We start from the raw sequence: 17,163 nt of genomic DNA, 5'->3' as shown, positions 1-17,163 counted from the left end.
TACTTTGCAACCGAAAGGAGAGTTTCTCATGACTGACAGTCCCGACATTGACCGGCTGATCGACAAGGTCATCATGCTGGAAGGTGATTTTTCCGATCATCCCGCCGACCGCGGCGGTCCCACGCGATGGGGCGTTACTGAGGCGGTGGCGCGAGCGCATGGCTATGCTGGTGACATGCGACATTTCCCGCGCGCGCAGGCGACGGTGATCTACAAGCGCAAATACTGGCTTCGGCCGGGATTTGACCGGATCGCCCGACGCGCGCCGCTGATCGCGGCCGAACTGTTCGATACCGGGATCAACATGGGTAGCGGTACCGCAACCGGGTTTTTGCAGCGCGCGCTGAACGCGCTGAACCGCAACGAGGGCGATTTTCAAGATATATCGGTCGACCACGTGATCGGCGCGCAAACGGTAGCCGCGCTCGACGCCTTTCTCCGCAAGCGCGGAAGCCAGGGCGAAATTGTGCTGCTCAAGGCGCTCGACGCCCTGCAGGGCGCCCGCTATATCCAGCTCGCCGAAAAGCGACCGGTCAACGAGGCCTTTCTGTACGGCTGGCTAGCCAACAGGATCGGCTGAATTCCGCCAAATATATCTTGCCCATAACAGTGTCAATTTTGTCAAGATCGACCGCTTTCTTCAGATTATTTCTTAACTGCATTGCCGCCGGACAGACCGTTCGTGGCCCGACTTTTGACAAAGCTTGACGCTTAACCCCCGAAAGGAAAACCTGAAAATGTCCATTCTCTCTACTCTCATCGGCCCTGTTTCGAATATCATCGACAAGATCATTCCCGACAAGGCGGCCCGTGATCGCGCCAAGCTGGAACTGCTGAAACTGGAAGGCAGCCAGGAACTGGAAGAGGTCCGCGTGCAAATGTCCGCCATTTTGGCAGAGGCGCAATCTTCCGATCCATGGACCAGTCGGGCCCGCCCCAGCTTTCTCTATGTCATGTATCTGCTGCTACTCTGGTCCATCCCTATGGGGCTGATCGCCGCATTTCGTCCGGAGGCGGCGCGGGACATTGCCGCCGGGATGAACGCCTACCTCTCCGGTATTCCCGAGCCGCTCTACGCGCTCTTCGGTACGGGTTATCTGGGCTATACCGTAGCCAGACAGTGGGGAAAGATTCGCGGCGTGGAACGCTGAGGACCGGAAAATATCCTGCGGAAACAACCGATTTGCTCTAATTAGCGTGCCGAAACGGGATAATTGACGCCCGATATACCGGATTAATGCAATATTTACGAAATAGGCTTGCCATGCCCGTATCTTTCCAGATAAAGGGGCAAGTCTAGTTCATCCAAAGGGGATATTTTAAATGACTACCGAAACAAACTTCCGCAAAATGCTCGCTGTAGCCGGCGGCCTGGCTCTCGCTGTTCCTGCTCTTTCTGCATGTGCAGAACAGGCTGACGACGCGGTTGCTGTAGCTGAAGATGCAGCTGAAGAAGCAACATGTGCAGCTGAAGAAGCTACCTGTGCAGCTGAAGAAGCTACCGATGCGGTTGCTGATGCGACTGAAGAAGCTGCTGGCGATGCCGAAGCTGCTGCTGAAGAAGTTACCGAGTAAGCTTAGCTTATTCAGCATTGGAAAATGCTTTAGAAAGGCTGTTTGAGCTTACCGGCCAGATAGCTAAAGAGGGCGTCTCGCTAGTACCCAGAGTGGTACCGGCAGACGCCCCTTTCGTTCAATATCAGCATTACCCCAAGGGGGACTGCGTCGCGCCCGGCAACAAGTCGCGCTGGTTCTACCATGCGCACAAGCCGGAAGAGCGCGAAGAAGGCGAACATGGCCATTTTCACATGTTCCTGCCGCTCGACATGTTTGATGATGTCGACGCCTATTATCAACCGCCGGCAAAGCTGCCCAATGGCAAGAAAACGCAGGGCGTTGTCCACTTCGGGGCGCTGAGCTTTGGTCTCGACGGCATGCCGCTAAGCTGGTTCACGACCAACTATTGGGTCACCTATGAATATCTGATGCCGGCCGAGGCCATTGCGTCCCGATTGCGCCACTTCGACATGACGGGCGCGCCGGGCGACCCGCTGGTCAACAACTGGCTGACCGCTGCCGTCCAGCATTTCCACGATCCGATCATCGAAATGCTAAGCGAGCGTGATCGCTTTCTGAAAGAGAAGAAACAGGAACTGGGCTCCGCCGTTTACGCTGACAAGACGGTCGAAATACTCTCCCGCCTGCCCTTCGATCTGTAAATCTGGAGACGCGACCTAGTGGTCATGCCCCGGGTTGGTCCGCTTCAGCTTGCGCATCAGGCTCGGCCAGACCAGATTGTCGCCTAACCCCCGCTGGAAAGCAGGAGCGGCCTGCTGGAACACGCGATGCCCCATGTCTTCGCTGTCCTCGTGCAAATGCTCCGCTCCGCCGACCGATTGCGCCAATATTTGCGTCTTGCAGGCATTTTCGAGGATATACATGCGGAGAAAGGCAATCGCGCAATTCTCGCCCACGGTCAGGGTACCGTGGTTGCGCAAGATCAGCAGGTTCTTCTCGCCGAGATCATTGATCAGCCGGTCCCGCTCGTCGAGATCGAGCGCGATGCCTTCATAGTCATGATAGGCCAGATCATCATGAACCTGCATCGCAAATTGCGTGTAGCGGCGCAGGCCGGCCTTCTGAACAGACACGGCGATGCCATAAGGTGTGTGGACATGAATCACGCATCCCGCATCTTCGCGGGCACTGTGAACCGCGCTGTGGATTGTGAAACCGGCGGGATTGATGAAATAAGGCGTGTCCTGCTTGATATTGCCTTCCAGGTCGATCTTGACCAGAGCCGATGCAGTCATCTCGTCAAACAAGACGCCATAAGGGTTGATCAGGAACCGCTCTTCGCCATTCTCATCGGGTAGGCGCGCGGAAATATGCGTGAATACCAGATCCGTCCACGCATGCATTGCACATAGCCGGTAAGTCGCAGCCAGATCGCAACGGAGCTGCCATTCGGTTTCAGACACCTTGCCTTTCAGACTGGGTATATCGTGCGGATCCGGAATCGAAAATCCGGGTCCAACGCCCATTGCGCTTTCTTGTTTCGGGATCGCGGTCGCCATGGTCGGTTCCTTTATCAGCCATTTCCTCTTCGGAACAAATTGGCATGCATTGCGGGGATTGGCAACCAAACTGTGGTTCGGGGACCGGATAGTTATGGCCGCGCGATCGCCTACGCCCCTACAGCAAAGCAGACGGCGGCAAGCCGGACCGCCCTGCCCGACCGCTCTTTCTCAGCCGGCACCGCCCGCCATATCGTACTGCCGGTCCGCTGCTTCGCACATTTCCGCGCGTGCCGCCTTTTTTCCGGCGATCAGGTCGATGCTGGCCTGTTCGAGCCAGTCATCACAGACACCCATAGCCGGCGAAATCTCGCTGAAACCCAGATCGAAAAATATCTCGCTATTGGTCTGCTTCAACTCTTTCCGGATTTTCCCTGCCGCCAGACGAGCCTTCTCTTCGACCGTACATGTGAGCAGCACTGCAAATTGTGTTCCGCCCAAACGGCCGATATAGTCCGACCGCCGCAGCCGCTTGACCAGTGGCTGGATGATCGACCTGAGCAATGCGTTACCGGATGGCCGCCCGAAACGCTTGCTGACCATTTTGTACAGGTCCACATCAAAGACGACGAGCGTGCTCTTTATTCCCTGCCGTTCGTAGAGCGACATCGCGTTCTGCACTTCAACGGCAAAGCCGCTACGTGACAGCGCGCCGGTCAGACGATCCTTTTTGGACTGCTGGCGAAATTCGAGTTCGTGAATGACCAGTTCGGCCAGCTGCTTCATCCGGTCGATCTTTTCCTCGCTATATTGTCGGGGAATGAGATCAGCAGCACAAAGGGTTCCGATCTTGAACCCGTCCGGGGTGATAAGGGGCACGCCCAAATAGCTGCGGAAAAAGGGTCTGTCGATAACGACAGGATTCTCCCGGAACCTTTCGTCCCGGAGCGTATCCTCGACGATCAACGGTTCTTGCTGGGCAATGGCAAAATCGCAAAAGGAAATATCGCGCGGTATCTCGGTTGGTGACAGGCCGGACTTGGATTTGAACCATAGCCGGTCTCCGTCCATGAACGATATGCCAGCAAAGGGAACATCGAGCGCCAGTTTCATCGCCATCGTGATATGATCAAAGCTGGCTTCTGCAGGGGTGTCCAGGACGTCATAGCGCTCCAAGGCAAATTGACGCGCAGCCTCGGCCTCGAACTGCAAGCGCTTTTCATTCCGCGCGTTTTCATCCGATTTTGGCACCATAGGTTGAGAGACGGTTAATTCCGCAAAAAAATAAGGGCTGTTCTGCAGAAATTAGGCGGTGGGAATTCCACTGGTTAAAAAGCAGTCGTCAAGACTCCATCCGAAGGGCTGATCCCGACTCAATATTTCAAAGGCGTCGGCCGGAATCCTGCCTCCGGTTCCGCACCGGGGCCGCCACCCTTCACGATCATTATTGCAATATTAGGCTGCGGTCGATTCATCGCAAGAACGGCGATACAGTCCGGGACGCAAGTAAATGTAAATTAACGGGGTCGGCCAAGCTGACGACGTTGACAATTTGACTGTGCGGTGGATAAGCTGCAAGGATACACCACCTCCCCCGGTGAATTCGCTGAGTTGCGCAACTGTAAATGTGTAACGGCGAGCAAGGAAAGAGACGAGTAAGCATATTCTTTCTTATGATAGTCAAGACTGGAGGCCTCTAAAATTGCAGCGCAATAGCAATGGATAGTGTTGAAGCCGAATTGGCCGAGCTTCGCTTGACGATGAAACAGGCGAACGAGCGATTTGAAAATCTGGACAAAAGGATTTCTGAATCTCGCGACCTGTCCGGCAAGGCAAAATGCGCCGAACGCGAGGATCTGGACAGCGGCGACCTGATCGACCGGGCCGAGAAGTTTCTGCAATGGGGCCGCTTGAAGTCAGGGACGCTGGACACCGGAAACGGGCTATTCACCGATTCCTGCTGGAACATGTGTCTCGATATATATCTCTGCGGCCTCAAGGACCAGCAGGTAACGGTGTCGGCGATCGCGCACAGTTCCGGCATCCCGATGACGACGGCAATGCGTTATATCAATGTCATGGTCGAGCAGGGCTTGCTTCAGAAATCCTCCAATCCGGCCGATCATCGCATGGTCTTTGTTGCCGTCTCGCAGAAATGTCAGGCGAAGATCGAGAAGCTACTGTTCAGCGCGCCCATCTGAGAAGGGATTATACTATCTCGATGAAGTCCCGGGCCGACCCCAGTACCGCGTTATGATAGCTGCTCTTGAACGCGGGCCAACTGCGACAGCTAAAGACAAGATGGCTGTTCATCCCGCCAGGCGCCTTTAACCTTTATTTAACGTTCCTTGTCCATTTCGGACCTTACCAGGTGACGGTTCGACGATTGCGGGATCTTCGAACCATCCTTCTCCGGATATCCGGAGGATTATGCGTATTGTTATCTGGGTAGTTCAATGACCGATTCAAAAATAGAGAATTTGCTTGCTGCAAAGCTGATCGGCGACAGTCCGAAAATGCAACAGTTGCGTGCAATCGTCAGCTTTGCCGGACGCTGCAACAGCTCGATCATGATTAGCGGGCCTTCCGGTAGCGGCAAGGAAGTCGTCGCCGAGGCCATCCACGCCATTTCAAATCGCAAAAATGCCCCCAGTATCGCCGTTAATTGCGGCGCACTGCCCGAGCAGCTTATTGAATCAGAATTGTTCGGCCATGAAAAGGGCAGCTTCACCGGTGCAGTAAGCCGTCATGTCGGCCTTTTTGAACAGGCCAGTGGCGGAACCATTTTCCTTGACGAGATCGGCGACATGCCGCTCGATATGCAGGTCAAATTGCTGCGCGTGCTGGAAACCCGTATCGTAAACCGGGTGGGTGGCAACCGCGACATAGCGGTCGACATCAGGGTGATTACGGCAACCCACAAAAATCTCGCGGACTGCATCAAGAGCAAAGCCTTCCGCGAAGATCTCTATTATCGCCTCTGCGTTGTTCCGATCGAGGTGCCGGCGCTCAACGAACGCTCAGAAGACATTCCCGCGCTGATCGCGCATTTCCTGAAAAACCAGGAAGATGGCCGCCCCCTCCCCATTTTTACCGCCGAAGCATTTGCGGCGATGGAGCAATATGACTGGCCGGGCAATGTCCGTGAACTTCGCAATGTCGTCGAACGGGCCTGCGTATTCTTTCCGGGAGAGCAAGTTGCCGCCCATGACGTGGCCAAGCTGATACAGTCCGATATCAAACCGGCTCTGCCCGACGTTGATGACAAGCCGCCCGTTCACCACAGCAGCCGTGAGGAAAAGCAGTTCTCCGCCTATCACGGAGCAGCGCCCGCTCCGAATTTTGAACCCCGGGGAAAAATTGTTCGGGACCTGAATGTCTATCTTCAGCATGAGGAACGCCGGATCATCATGGCAGCCCTGGACGGATCACACGGCGTGGTTTCGCGCGCCGCACGCTCAATCAATATCAAACGCACCACGCTTATCGACAAGATGCGCAAGCACAATATCCACCAGCATCCGGAAAGTACGGTTGACTGTACGATTACGGTTTAGGCGGGAAAATTTTCTATCAGTTGAACGAAACGATCTCGGTCCAGGCTTTCTCGATTTCCAGGATCATTTCCCGCGCTGACTCGATACGCTCGACATAGGCCTCATTACCATCCAGCTGGATGCGTTTGGCCGCTTCGTTGTACATCACGCGCAAGGTCTGCGACAGATCGCCAGCCAGTTCGAAATTCAGTTCCCTGTCCAGTCCGACGAGAATATCACGGGCGCTCGCCTTATACTGGAATATGTGCAAGTCCTCTCCGCGCCGGGCGCTTTCGATAATCAGCCCCAGCGTTTCACTAAGCTCTTCCAGAAGGCCCGCAACCCTGCCATGGGGACCAGTCTTCGTTGCTTGGCTTGCCTTCACGAAATTTCTTCGGCGCGTGGTTCGGTGATTGCGGCATGGAAACGTCATATTCGCTTGCTTTCCAGATCAGTTTTCATCGCTGTTAAAAATTGAAAAGTGCTGGTCCACAATTGAAGTCATTGTGCGCGAAGTCTCGAAAGTCCGCTCGCAGTCCGCTATAAAAACCGCACAGTCAACTTCCGAACCCGACGAAAGATCATCTGCAATTTTTCCGAACATCATGAACGTCCTCAAGATATTTTACGGCAGCTGTGGTGGTGAATTAAGGATATTAATCATCTGAATTTTCCGCCGGGCGCTCGCCACCGGGGGCCCATTGGGTCCCGCTAGACATCAGAAACAGGGTACAAGTCCTCGATGGTCATCGACTGGAGCCGCTCGAGATCGTGCCGGGCAGCAATTGAGATCGGGAGACCGACATAATCATCGGTAAAGGGTGGACCTGAACCACCGCGACGCAGATCCGGAGAGATAAGGACAGACCAAATTTTCTGCCCGCTTCAGAAAAGCGCTATGCGGTGGTCCGGTCTGGGAAGCCGGAAGGTGGTGAAACGGACCATCGTGGTAGACGGCGAGAAACCGCAACACCGTAAAACTCGTCTTCTGCTTCGCCAGCATCGGGGGATAATGGCTTGGCAGAAGACGAGCGTTGGTGGCGCGACTGAATCATATCATCAGACGCCAGCAGATCGGCAAGTTTCCGAAATCCAGTGACCAGACCAGATTTCGATTGCTTGGCGATCATTGCTATTCCTTTTCATTGTCGGCTGAACAACCGAACCGAAGTCCGGAGTTCAGCCTTTACGTAGCAAGGGTCGTGCCAGTTTCAGGAATGGGGAAATTCGCCGGACGCTGCCGAGAGGATTGTCGGAAATCCATCACATCCGTCGGAAAACCGACATTTCCCGTGCTGGCCGTCGGAAATCCGACATGATGCAATAGCGGCAAGAAAGCCGGGCTTTTCGGCGAGGGTTACGAGTGACGCTCATTCCGCCGTCATTGAGGCTTGGAGCTTCTCCAGCGCGCGCTTCTTGATCTGGCAGATGCGCACAGCAGAAACATCAAGAATCTCTCCGATCTCGTCGAGCTGCAATTCCTCGACAAAATAGCAGTTGAGAACCAGTTGCTCGCGCTCGTTCAGCTGTTTCAGCTTCGAAGACAACAGTTCGGCCATTTGCAACTTTTCCAGCTTCTCGTGCTGGTCATCCTCTTCGTCGGTAAACCAACTGCTTGAATCGCAATAGATTTCGTCCAGGGAGCCTACGTGAACGGCGATCGACCGGTCGGTGTTCTTGCGAAATTCAGCGGGATCCATGTTCATGGCCAGCGCCAGTTCAGCATCGCTCGGCTCATGGCCCAGCTCCTGCAGCAACTTCGCGCGGCAATGCCGGACTTTCTTGTGCCAGTCGACCGATGTCCGACGCAGATTGCAGGTGGACCGAAGGTCGTCAATCATGGCACCGCGGACCCGGACATAGAGATAGGTGCTGAAGCTATGTCCTTGATCTACATATTTTTTTGCTGCCTCAACCATCGCAACGAGTCCGACCTGAATCAGGTCCTCGATCTCCATCTGGTCGGGTGCAAATGATTTTACCTGCCACGCGATCTTCGTGACAAGGGACTGATTTTCCTCAATCAGTTTCCTCTCGTCTATCTGCATCGCCCCATAAGCTTGCAATGCGCGGCTTTCTGTTTTCAACATATCATGTTCCCGACTGGTCATTAGATTTGAGTTGCATCCGTGGCAGCCATGCTCTGACTGGATGGCGGACCGCCGATCATGGCAAGTATTTCGAACGGCTTGTCTTCCGGCAGCTCCGCTTCGGACAATATCGACAGGTCCGGGAACCGCTGCTTCAGCAATGCGCTGAGCGGCTTGCGCACCATCGGCGAGCAAATCAGCGCGATATTGCGGATTTCCGGCGGCAAGGAGCGCAAGGCGTTGTCCACCGCGTTGATGATTTTCCGGGCCAGTCGCGGGTCGATCGGATAGCTGCCGCCCTCCCCGGCCTTCAGCGCCTTGACAAGCGTGCTGTCGAGCGAAGCGTCCATGGTCATGACGGGCAGTGGCAGACCGGCCGGCACCAGGCTCTGGACGATCAGATCGCCGATATGCTGACGGACGGCTTCGGCTATGTTACTGGCCTCACTGTGCAGCCCGCACGCCTGCGCCATGGCAATAGAAATTCTGCCGAAGTCCTTGACCGGTATATTTTCAGCCAAAAGGTCACGGCAAATTGCGGTAATATCGCTGAGGGACAACCGATCGGGCGTAAGGCTGTCGACCAGTTGCGGCGAGGATTGCCCGAGGAAATCGAGCAATTGTTGCGCATCATTGGTACCGAACAGCTTTGCGGCGTTGCGACGCGCCACATCATTCAGATGGGTGGCGATCACAGTGGGCGCATCGGCCACGATATAACCCTTGGCAACCGCCAAAGTCCGCTGCCTCGCAGGCACCCAGGAAGCATTCATTCCGAATGTCGGGTCCTTGCAGGGCCGGCCTGCGATCAGCGAATCCACGTCGCCATCATCGATCGCGAGAATTTCATCCGGCCAGGCCACAGCTTCGCCCAGCACCATGCCACCGATCACAATCCGGTAGCTATTGGGTTCCAGAGACAGGTCGACCTTTATCGGAATATGGGGGACCACAAAGCCCAGTTTCCGGCAGATTTGGTGCCGTACTTCGGCGACCCGGGCGATCAGCGGCGCACCCTTCCGGTCTTCGACCAGAGGAAAAAGCCCGTATCCGATCTTGACCGCCAGAGCCGGCGTCCGGGACGCATCGTTCCGGTCAACCGGCTCGGCTTGCATTGATTCTGCCAGCTTCGATGTCGCGTCTGCGGCTCGTGCAGCGCGCAACCGGTGAAAAGCAAACCCCCCGGCAAAAGCCATGGCGGCAAACACGGCTGCGTGCGGTATTGCGGGGGCCGCCATGAGAAGGAGGAGAAAAAGCGACACCAACGGCAGAAAAGCGGGCTTTGCCTTGGTCAGGAAATTGGTCACCGCGGGAATGCTGGAAATGGGTCCCATTCTAGGAATCCTTCCGTGCCGGCCAGCCGGAAACCAAAGAGACCAGATGCTCGCGCGCGGAACATTTCTGCGGATGACCCTGGCGACTGGTGCGGACAATCTGGCAGGTAAGGCTTCCGGTCGACCCATGGCGCGGGCGCCGCGTCTGTAACCGGCGCGCCTTTCTACCGGCCCCTATCGCTCTCGATGGGGCATTCCGCCGCGACTGCACCCGAGAGAGAAAGAAATCCGTCGGTCGGCCCTGTGCAGAAGCCAGGGTACTCGACGACAAAGCGCACCGCCCCTGTATTTGTGTGTTCGATAAATGTGACATAGGTTGCTTAAAATCTCCTGCTGGAGAGACAAGCAAGGTTCGTGCCAACTATTGGGCGCGCTGGAATTTAGGCAATCACTCTGCCAGTGCGCTATGGCGCAGCGGTGGCGGTCGTCGGGAACCGAATGCAGAACGGGAACTCCAACCGACTGTTGCCTAGGTTCCGAAAGCGGGATTTCCAGATTGCAGCCTTCGCGACAAGGCCGAACACACTGCAAACTTTCTCAGAAAAGATCCGTATCGAGCAACTGGGCCGCAAGCCTGTCTGTATCGACCTGATAAATACCGAATGCGATTTGCAATTTTATCCTGGCGATCTTTTCCGCGGTCGGCGCCTGCCGCGCGTTCAAACGGCCCTGTGCAGGCGACGGTCTCGCTGTTGCGCTCATTGTCTCTTCCAGACCACCGATGCAGGCTTCGTCTCTGGACGCATCCATTTTCAAACCCGAACGTTCCAGTCGTTTGATCATGACCGAATAGCTTTCATTAGGTTTCATATCATTCCATCGTTGCTGCGCCAAAGAAATGGCGAATTGCGTCCGGCTGCACCGGGGCCGGCGGCGCGCTCAACTTCTTACAAAGACATTTACGGTGCGTTAGGACAAAATTAAGCTGTCGCGACCGGTTTTTTTGCCGCCGCTCACCCTCCCAGATCCAAGAAAACGCGCCTTTTGTCGATATAGTCGCCGCGCGGCTCACACACTGGTTATTCATTGCAAAGGTCGTCGCCCGGTAATTTGCATGTGGCGGGCCATAGCGCGGCTCCCTTATGGCCCCGGTGAGCTAGCGGCTGCCCCTGCTGTCCGTAACCAATGGGGCAGACTCGCCCTGCGGAACAGCGGTCAATATTGCCTTATTGATAGGCAACTTCGACTGTAGACAAATATTATGGTTAACAAAAAGAAACACTATAGTCTGCCCAATTTGGTTCTAAAAGAACAGTATACCGCCAAATCGGGAGGGATATAGATTGATCTGCAGCGATCAAATGCTGATAGATAACATCAGGAAAGCATGAATACTTTCCGCCCAGATTGACAAGCCCCCGCAGGCCTCAATTCTGGTGAACGTAGTGCACCTGGTATGCGCTCTCATTTTGGGTAGGACGTTTGATCGTCCTACCCAATTGACTTTTTGGGGTTGCAGTTGGCGGTCCATATCGCCCTCCACTACCTCGCCCCTTTCAGCAGAATTTGGGCAAAAATATAATAATACTTTTAAATGGATCGATACGATAAATTACTTGCGTCATTTTGAAACAATATAATATTTTGCCGCAACCACGCCCACTATCCTATAGTTTATATTGAATTTTCCGGCATCTGCATTTAATGATCCACTTGAATTTGCCAGCCAGCCAAATCCTGAACCAACGACCGAGACTGGAAATATCATGTCGCATAACAGCTTTCCTATCGATCAATGTCGCGCGGCATAACAAATAGGAATATTGATGTGCACAGGCTTATCGAAAAGCTTCACGACGTATTGAATTTTCTCGACGAGAACAATCTGGCCATTCCAGCGATAAAGGTTGAAGAGGCGATCAACGCATTGGAAATGATCGAATCGGAAAATCCGAACTCTCCGAAACCGGATTGAGCGTCGGAAAAAGTCTTTGACTACGGCTTGATCGCCACGCGCCCGGTCCAGACTTCCTCGACTTCACTGCATTTCGTAAATCAACAATCTACAAGCCGGTTCTTGCCACCCCGCTTCGATATCGCATTGTTGTTCGTTGATCTGCACCCAATCGGACCCTTGGATAATATCCGATGTGATCGTGCCGTCACGACCAAGCTCAATGCGACTATGGATCACAGCTCTGGCTTCCGACACGGCAGCTGAATCCGTGTCACCTCTGTCATTGGCCTTCCCTCGCCCATATTGGCCAGGGACGCCCGCGATCATCGAGAGGCCGATGACCAATGCCATCCGCAAGACCGGGAATATCACATGAGAACCTGAATATTTGGCGATGGGGAATGTCTCCTCCGGTCCCCGCTAAATGTCGGAACCTGGAGAAGGTGACGGTAAAAGCCGCGTGTCTTTAACCCGGTAACGCGCGCTTTGGCGATGTTTTCCGAAACAGAAAAACCGGACGAGGGACCACAGAACGGCGCTGAGCTGGCACAGTGCCCCTGAATTTCATTTGCAGACCTATCCGCTGACGTGCGTCACGCTTTGAAAAGAACGGAATTGGTTTCGGTGCCCCCCCCCATATCAGTCCAGTTCGCCGTGACGTTTGCCGTGCTTGAATTCCAGACACTGTTCGCACCAGGCGATCGCATTGCTGGTTAATTTTACCGCACCAATATGCTGGACCTTGTGAGACCGACAACGTTCCAGATAGCCCTCGGCCTCCAGAATTGCTGCCAATCTGGCGACAACCGAAGCCGGCCGGCACAATTCGCTCTCCAGATCAGACAAATCAACACAACGGTTTTCGGTGGTCGCGATATAGGCTTCCAGCATGAGTTGCCAGGCCGGGTCACCGAATATCTGCGAATTCGAGAAATATATATTTCGCTGCTGGTTCGCCTGAAGTTCGATCGCTGCAAGCGCGGCATAATCCGCTTCCGCTTCAAGGCTCATATTAATTTCAACTTTCGAAAACTGGTCCAGCGGTTGCTCGTTATGATAATATGATCGTGCAGGAATATGTCGAGTTCCAGGCATAATGCCTTGATGGACTTGGTGAATTCTATATCCGAGCTGCTCGGTGTCAGGCTTCCGCCCGGGTGGTTGTGAACCAGTATGAGCCCACTCGCATCGAGTTCGAGAGCCCGTTTCAAAATGGTTCGCGGCTGGATATATATCCGGTGTGGAGAGCCTTCGCCAAATTCCTGATCGCTCAGAAGGTGGTGCGAACTGTCCAGAAACAATATCCGCATCAACTCGGTGGTCCGGGAACCCATACGGGCCTGCAGATATTTCACCAATCTCCGATCGGTGGCCGAAATGAGCTTGCGTGGAAGCTCGTTGCGCAATTTGGCCAGCATGAATTGCTCGCTCGCCTTGAGCAGTTTCACCACGTCCCGGTTGTCGGCCAGGACCCGGTGCAATGCCGCCTCGGATTCTGCCAGCATACGTCCGATCGATCCGAATTCTTCCAGCAGCTCGCCGGAGAGCCGGACGGCATCATCCGGCTCGATAATCCCGATCAGTTGCGCCAGGACCTGTCGATCCCGATGGCCTTCAACCTCTTCTGGTGACAAATCGTGCCGAGCAGCAACAGAGCCAACAAGGGATAGGAAGACGCTATTTGCATGATCATATAGGCTTTTGGATGAATCGTTACATCCAGCATCCTCGTGGCGTGAGCCACCAGGGCGATCGTCTGGAGTGAGACTACCCATAATGGCCAGAACCGGTTTGCACGAAGTGCGACAGCGAGCAGGCCGAGCCACCCGGCCAAATCAATGACCAAGTGACCGGGATCCAGCGTGGCATATCCGAGCGGCGTGAACATATGAACGGCCGGATCCAGTACCACCATGGCGATAACGATACAGGCGACCCAGCGTTCGGGGCCCCCTCCCCGGTACAATGCGTAAATGCAGATTGCACCGAGGAAGAGTAAAAAAACGAGTGTTCGCATACTCCTGATGGACCATTCTCACACATTCCAGTCAACCTTTGTTCGCTCAGGCGGCGACAGAATGCAAATTGGCGGGCACCAGCGAGCCCTGAACAGCCGGGCAGGTCTCGTGTACATCCATGCCCGCGAATTCTCTTCCGACCTTCTGCAATTCTCCATGAACGCGCAGGACGTCGCTACTGGCCTCGACCAGCGCCATCTGTGCCTTGGCCAGCCTGCGAACTGCGACCTGTCCGGTTGCAGCCGGCACACCGGTATCGACGCGCGCCTGCACCAAAGTAGCCATCAGGCTGGACACCGAAATCAGGGCCTGATCAATGGAGGCCTCGGTGTGCGGCATATCTTGCTTGATTTGATCGGATGCGATTCTGATTTGATAAGACATAGTTGTTCCTTTCCGTAAAACACGGATTCTTGCTGTTTAAAAAAATGAGAGCCCAGTCGGTGGCTAGGCTGTCAACAGACTAGAAAGAGACTGGGAAACCGAAAGACCGATCAGGACAATCGCCAAAATACCGATAGTCAGAATGACTATAATGGCTATTCTCTGAGCGGTTCCCCAATTACCCTCCGACTCTTTCAAGATTTGCGGCCAGACGTTCGGATCATGCTCGGTATCAAACTCGTAAGGGATCGATACTTCTTCGAGCATGGATGCGCCTGGTCGCTCGTCTTGAGATCCTTCTGGACCGATATTGCCGTCGAAGGGAACACCTGCCGGATCATATAGTATCCGATCATAGGTGCCGGAAGCCCTTGCATATATCAATGCAGCCTCGTCTCGCGTCGCTGCACCCAGCACCCGGCGTGCGCTCACCAGCCGCTGATCGACGGCAGGCTTGGAGATTTCAAGAATTCTGGCGATTTCCTTGGAGGATTTCCGAAGCACGACCAGGTGCAAGCATTCTCTCTGCTTTGCAGTCAAATTTGCCACGCGCGATGACTCTGGCTCGATATCGTTCAAGGTTAAGTCCTATTAATTCCGTTTCTTCATACTGATTTGATCTTTGTAACGCAACTGGCTCAGGAGGTTCGAGTGTCGCCGAATCATCCGGTCGAAAGCTTGATCCCTGGCGGCAAAAAGACATTCGTAAATGGTGATCTCGCCCGCTGCGAACGACCAAACTTTCGGCAATTAGTTCAGTTCGAACAGGCACCTGGCTGCATCCAGTTACCGATGGTCGCGAGAAATTGAGCCACGTCAATCGGCTTGGCCAAATGTGCTTGCATGCCCGCGCTCAGGGCTTCGTCTATATCTTCCGCAAAGGCATTGGCCGTCAGGGCGATGATCGGCAGCGAACTGGAAGAGAAACCGCTCGCCCGTATCCGCTTCGCCGATTCGATACCGTCAAGCTGCGGCATCTCGATATCCATCAGCACCAATGCGAAGGGATGATCCGTGTTTCGCGCACTTTCCAGAGCATTGATTGCGTCCTGCCCGTCCTGTGCCAATACATATTCATGACCATGTTTTTTCAGAACGGAGATTATCAGCTGCTGATTTATCATATTGTCTTCGACCAGCAGGATTTTCCCCGTCTTCAACGGCGCCGCTTTCTCGACTGGATGGCCGGGCTGATATTCCGATTGCTCATCCTCTCCTTTTTCCACCGATCGCACCGGCAGCGTCACGAAGAATGTCGTGCCTTTGCCGATTTCGCTCTGCAGGCTGATCGTACCACCCATCAATTCGGCAAGCTGCCGACTGATCGCCAGTCCCAGTCCGGTGCCTCCGAATTTTCGGGCTGTGGACTCATCTGCCTGGCTGAATTCCTCGAAGATTGCGGATTGGCGCTCCTGTGCAATTCCGACCCCGGTGTCCGAGATTGCAAGTTCTATCAACTCGTGATTCCCGAGCCCGATCTTTCTCGCATGAACCGATATGCCGCCATCCTGGGTGAATTTAATCGCATTACCGATCAGATTGGAGAGGATCTGGCGAATACGCAGTTGATCGCCGAGGATCGTCTCAGGCAAGGAGTCATCATATCGCGACTCCATCTTGAGATCTTTTTGGGCCGCTGCGGCCCTCATTAGGCGAACAGACCCTTCGATGACATGCCGGATATCAATGGGGTCGCTGGCCAGAGTCATCTGCCCGGCGTCTATTTTTGATATATCCAGAATATCGTTGATCAACGCGACCATCGAATGGCCGGATTCCGAAATTAGCTCGGCATATTGTCGTTGTTCGCCATCAAGGTCGCTATCGAGCAGCAACTGGGTAAATCCCATGACGCCGTTCATCGGGGTGCGTATCTCGTGGCTCATATTGGCGAGAAAATTGGATTTGGCCTTTATCGCCGCTTTCGATGCCGCCAGTCGCATACTCGTATCTATCTGCAGCCGTTCCGCGTGATTGTCGACGCGCGCATCACGGATCGAAACCGCGGCGAGAAGTAGCATCGTTACAACCGCGAGCAGGCTCAGCTGAAAATTGGCATCGAAAAGCTGGAGCTTGAGCCCCCAGTTCACCAACAGGCTGAGCAAAAACGGCACCCCCAGCAGAAACGGCATCATCCGCCGGGCACTGGCGCTTCCGCGACCATCGGCCAGCAATATGGCGACCCAGCCACGATCCGGGCGGGCCAGCAAGACCATGGCGAAAAGTATCGCAAACGCGATTGTCGTGTGAATGGCCATAGTCGTGAACAGCGCTACTGCGTACAGGGAAGACGCACCAAAGGCATAGGCAATCAGGGCCAGCAGAGCGATCCCTGCTCCCAGGGTGGTCGCGAAATTGAAGAGATGGTCCCTGCCGCTTTCTTTTGGCAATCTGATCAGCGCGATTCCCAGCAGGATAAAACAGAGGGACGTCGAAACTGACATATGCTCGACGACAAAAGACAAGTCGTCGGGCCAGATCATAGCATCGATGCCGGACGCCGTGGACCCGAGATTGATACCGATATTTATTGCGGCAACCGTTATCGACACCAGCGCAATTAGTGGCACCAGCAGCATGGCAAAACGCCGTCCCGGACAAATCGACCAGAGTATCAGGCAAATCGATGACAATGCGAACAATAGCGCGGTGCTCGGGACCATGGCTGCAAATGAAGGATGAAGGCTCGTCAAGGCGGTGATGCCAGCGCCCCATCCGAGTAGCAGAACCGAAAGCGCGGTCAACAATACCAGAAAGGGCGGTATAAGTTTCCAGGTAGTATCGGCTTTAGGGGCACCGCGGGAACTGGTGCGCCGACTGGTACCGGCATCGTTTCGGGAATGGATCCCCATTGCTTCAACCGCACTGTCGAAAATATGGGGCACTT

At 54.6% G+C, this 17,163-nt stretch carries 22 protein-coding genes; 7 read left to right on the top strand and 15 right to left on the bottom strand.

The window, feature by feature from the left end; all coding sequences use genetic code 11:
* Window positions 1-28 precede the first annotated feature (28 nt).
* The 4 genes from CHN51_RS12795 to CHN51_RS12780 all read left to right on the top strand — a co-directional run bounded on the left by CHN51_RS12795 (window position 29) and on the right by CHN51_RS12780 (window position 2,219).
* On the top strand, window positions 29-580 hold the full coding sequence (locus CHN51_RS12795; RefSeq protein WP_100094367.1) for a glycosyl hydrolase 108 family protein: 552 nt from the start codon (window positions 29-31) through the stop codon (window positions 578-580).
* Between the two features lie 157 nt (window positions 581-737).
* Complete coding sequence (locus tag CHN51_RS12790; RefSeq protein ID WP_100094366.1) at window positions 738-1,151, top strand: holin family protein; 414 nt, start codon at window positions 738-740, stop codon at window positions 1,149-1,151.
* Window positions 1,152-1,323: 172 nt separating this feature from the next.
* On the top strand, window positions 1,324-1,575 hold the full coding sequence (locus tag CHN51_RS12785; protein ID WP_206169896.1) for a hypothetical protein: 252 nt from the start codon (window positions 1,324-1,326) through the stop codon (window positions 1,573-1,575).
* Window positions 1,576-1,667: 92 nt separating this feature from the next.
* On the top strand, window positions 1,668-2,219 hold the full coding sequence (locus tag CHN51_RS12780) for a hypothetical protein (RefSeq protein ID WP_100094365.1): 552 nt from the start codon (window positions 1,668-1,670) through the stop codon (window positions 2,217-2,219).
* A 15-nt stretch (window positions 2,220-2,234) separates the two neighbouring features.
* On the opposite strand, the gene CHN51_RS12775 is transcribed toward CHN51_RS12780, so the two are convergent.
* Both CHN51_RS12775 and CHN51_RS12770 read right to left on the bottom strand, forming a co-directional pair.
* A complete protein-coding gene (locus CHN51_RS12775; protein WP_100094364.1) occupies window positions 2,235-3,077 on the bottom strand; it encodes a class II aldolase/adducin family protein in 843 nt (280 codons plus the stop codon).
* Between the two features lie 171 nt (window positions 3,078-3,248).
* Window positions 3,249-4,229 (bottom strand): sensor domain-containing diguanylate cyclase, encoded by a 981-nt coding sequence (locus tag CHN51_RS12770; protein WP_164089193.1) that lies wholly within the window; start codon window positions 4,227-4,229, stop codon window positions 3,249-3,251.
* Window positions 4,230-4,735: 506 nt separating this feature from the next.
* On the opposite strand from CHN51_RS12770, the gene CHN51_RS12765 reads away from it, so the two are divergent.
* The gene (locus CHN51_RS12765; protein WP_100094362.1) at window positions 4,736-5,218 is read left to right on the top strand and encodes a helix-turn-helix domain-containing protein; all 483 of its coding nucleotides are present in this window, start codon (window positions 4,736-4,738) and stop codon (window positions 5,216-5,218) included.
* Between the two features lie 255 nt (window positions 5,219-5,473).
* Entirely contained in the window at window positions 5,474-6,574 is a 1,101-nt protein-coding gene (locus tag CHN51_RS12760; RefSeq protein ID WP_100094361.1) for a sigma-54 dependent transcriptional regulator, read from the top strand.
* A 16-nt stretch (window positions 6,575-6,590) separates the two neighbouring features.
* Here the strand turns inward: CHN51_RS12760 and CHN51_RS12755 are convergent, their stop codons facing one another.
* The 6 genes from CHN51_RS12755 to CHN51_RS19810 form a co-directional block, all read right to left on the bottom strand.
* Window positions 6,591-6,938 (bottom strand): flagellar protein FliS, encoded by a 348-nt coding sequence (locus tag CHN51_RS12755; RefSeq protein WP_164089191.1) that lies wholly within the window; start codon window positions 6,936-6,938, stop codon window positions 6,591-6,593.
* A 511-nt stretch (window positions 6,939-7,449) separates the two neighbouring features.
* Complete coding sequence (locus tag CHN51_RS19575) at window positions 7,450-7,683, bottom strand: hypothetical protein (RefSeq protein WP_123906316.1); 234 nt, start codon at window positions 7,681-7,683, stop codon at window positions 7,450-7,452.
* 240 nt (window positions 7,684-7,923) lie between these two features.
* Window positions 7,924-8,643 carry a sigma-70 family RNA polymerase sigma factor gene (locus tag CHN51_RS12750; RefSeq protein ID WP_164089189.1) on the bottom strand — a complete coding sequence of 240 codons (720 nt, stop codon included), beginning with the start codon at window positions 8,641-8,643 and terminating at the stop codon, window positions 7,924-7,926.
* Window positions 8,644-8,663: 20 nt separating this feature from the next.
* Complete coding sequence (locus CHN51_RS12745; RefSeq protein WP_164089187.1) at window positions 8,664-9,977, bottom strand: FHIPEP family type III secretion protein; 1,314 nt, start codon at window positions 9,975-9,977, stop codon at window positions 8,664-8,666.
* Between the two features lie 537 nt (window positions 9,978-10,514).
* Window positions 10,515-10,787 carry a flagellar biosynthesis anti-sigma factor FlgM gene (locus CHN51_RS12740; protein ID WP_100094357.1) on the bottom strand — a complete coding sequence of 91 codons (273 nt, stop codon included), beginning with the start codon at window positions 10,785-10,787 and terminating at the stop codon, window positions 10,515-10,517.
* A 751-nt stretch (window positions 10,788-11,538) separates the two neighbouring features.
* The gene (locus tag CHN51_RS19810; protein WP_164089186.1) at window positions 11,539-11,685 is read right to left on the bottom strand and encodes a hypothetical protein; all 147 of its coding nucleotides are present in this window, start codon (window positions 11,683-11,685) and stop codon (window positions 11,539-11,541) included.
* A 60-nt stretch (window positions 11,686-11,745) separates the two neighbouring features.
* Here CHN51_RS19810 and CHN51_RS19805 point away from each other — a divergent pair, with 60 nt between their 5' ends.
* Entirely contained in the window at window positions 11,746-11,892 is a 147-nt protein-coding gene (locus tag CHN51_RS19805; protein ID WP_164089184.1) for a hypothetical protein, read from the top strand.
* A 63-nt stretch (window positions 11,893-11,955) separates the two neighbouring features.
* Here the strand turns inward: CHN51_RS19805 and CHN51_RS12730 are convergent, their stop codons facing one another.
* The 7 genes from CHN51_RS12730 to CHN51_RS12705 all read right to left on the bottom strand — a co-directional run bounded on the left by CHN51_RS12730 (window position 11,956) and on the right by CHN51_RS12705 (window position 17,161).
* On the bottom strand, window positions 11,956-12,225 hold the full coding sequence (locus CHN51_RS12730) for a hypothetical protein (protein ID WP_100094355.1): 270 nt from the start codon (window positions 12,223-12,225) through the stop codon (window positions 11,956-11,958).
* A 288-nt stretch (window positions 12,226-12,513) separates the two neighbouring features.
* Window positions 12,514-12,885, bottom strand: a complete 372-nt coding sequence (locus tag CHN51_RS12725; RefSeq protein ID WP_100094354.1) for a hypothetical protein — start codon at window positions 12,883-12,885, stop codon at window positions 12,514-12,516.
* Window positions 12,882-13,508: a JAB domain-containing protein gene (locus tag CHN51_RS12720; protein WP_164089182.1), complete on the bottom strand. Its 627-nt coding sequence runs from the start codon at window positions 13,506-13,508 to the stop codon at window positions 12,882-12,884. The genes CHN51_RS12725 and CHN51_RS12720 overlap by 4 nt, the downstream gene beginning before the upstream one ends.
* Entirely contained in the window at window positions 13,454-13,891 is a 438-nt protein-coding gene (locus CHN51_RS19800) for a hypothetical protein (protein ID WP_164089181.1), read from the bottom strand. Before CHN51_RS19800 ends, CHN51_RS12720 begins: the two co-directional genes overlap by 55 nt.
* 46 nt (window positions 13,892-13,937) lie before the next feature.
* Entirely contained in the window at window positions 13,938-14,276 is a 339-nt protein-coding gene (locus CHN51_RS12715; RefSeq protein WP_100094352.1) for a hypothetical protein, read from the bottom strand.
* A 63-nt stretch (window positions 14,277-14,339) separates the two neighbouring features.
* The gene (locus CHN51_RS12710; protein ID WP_100094351.1) at window positions 14,340-14,855 is read right to left on the bottom strand and encodes a helix-turn-helix transcriptional regulator; all 516 of its coding nucleotides are present in this window, start codon (window positions 14,853-14,855) and stop codon (window positions 14,340-14,342) included.
* A gap of 176 nt (window positions 14,856-15,031) precedes the next feature.
* Window positions 15,032-17,161, bottom strand: a complete 2,130-nt coding sequence (locus CHN51_RS12705) for an ATP-binding protein (RefSeq protein WP_100094350.1) — start codon at window positions 17,159-17,161, stop codon at window positions 15,032-15,034.
* Window positions 17,162-17,163: the final 2 nt, after the last annotated feature.

It is taken from the genome of Sphingorhabdus sp. YGSMI21, assembly GCF_002776575.1.
Classification (GTDB): domain Bacteria; phylum Pseudomonadota; class Alphaproteobacteria; order Sphingomonadales; family Sphingomonadaceae; genus Parasphingorhabdus.
The sequence above is the reverse complement of the archived record's forward strand: the minus strand, read 5'-3'. Positions and strand labels throughout refer to the sequence as shown.

Coding starts and splice junctions, on each gene's coding strand:
- CHN51_RS12795 (WP_100094367.1), top strand. CDS start 29: ATGACTGACAGTCCCGACATTGACCGGCTGATCGACAAGGTCATCATG.
- CHN51_RS12790 (WP_100094366.1), top strand. CDS start 738: ATGTCCATTCTCTCTACTCTCATCGGCCCTGTTTCGAATATCATCGAC.
- CHN51_RS12785 (WP_206169896.1), top strand. CDS start 1,324: ATGACTACCGAAACAAACTTCCGCAAAATGCTCGCTGTAGCCGGCGGC.
- CHN51_RS12775 (WP_100094364.1), bottom strand. CDS start 3,077: ATGGCGACCGCGATCCCGAAACAAGAAAGCGCAATGGGCGTTGGACCC.
- CHN51_RS12765 (WP_100094362.1), top strand. CDS start 4,736: ATGGATAGTGTTGAAGCCGAATTGGCCGAGCTTCGCTTGACGATGAAA.
- CHN51_RS12760 (WP_100094361.1), top strand. CDS start 5,474: ATGACCGATTCAAAAATAGAGAATTTGCTTGCTGCAAAGCTGATCGGC.
- CHN51_RS19575 (WP_123906316.1), bottom strand. CDS start 7,683: ATGATCGCCAAGCAATCGAAATCTGGTCTGGTCACTGGATTTCGGAAA.
- CHN51_RS12750 (WP_164089189.1), bottom strand. CDS start 8,643: ATGTTGAAAACAGAAAGCCGCGCATTGCAAGCTTATGGGGCGATGCAG.
- CHN51_RS12745 (WP_164089187.1), bottom strand. CDS start 9,977: ATGGGACCCATTTCCAGCATTCCCGCGGTGACCAATTTCCTGACCAAG.
- CHN51_RS12740 (WP_100094357.1), bottom strand. CDS start 10,787: ATGAAACCTAATGAAAGCTATTCGGTCATGATCAAACGACTGGAACGT.
- CHN51_RS19810 (WP_164089186.1), bottom strand. CDS start 11,685: ATGATATTTCCAGTCTCGGTCGTTGGTTCAGGATTTGGCTGGCTGGCA.
- CHN51_RS12730 (WP_100094355.1), bottom strand. CDS start 12,225: ATGGCATTGGTCATCGGCCTCTCGATGATCGCGGGCGTCCCTGGCCAA.
- CHN51_RS12725 (WP_100094354.1), bottom strand. CDS start 12,885: ATGAGCCTTGAAGCGGAAGCGGATTATGCCGCGCTTGCAGCGATCGAA.
- CHN51_RS19800 (WP_164089181.1), bottom strand. CDS start 13,891: ATGCGAACACTCGTTTTTTTACTCTTCCTCGGTGCAATCTGCATTTAC.
- CHN51_RS12715 (WP_100094352.1), bottom strand. CDS start 14,276: ATGTCTTATCAAATCAGAATCGCATCCGATCAAATCAAGCAAGATATG.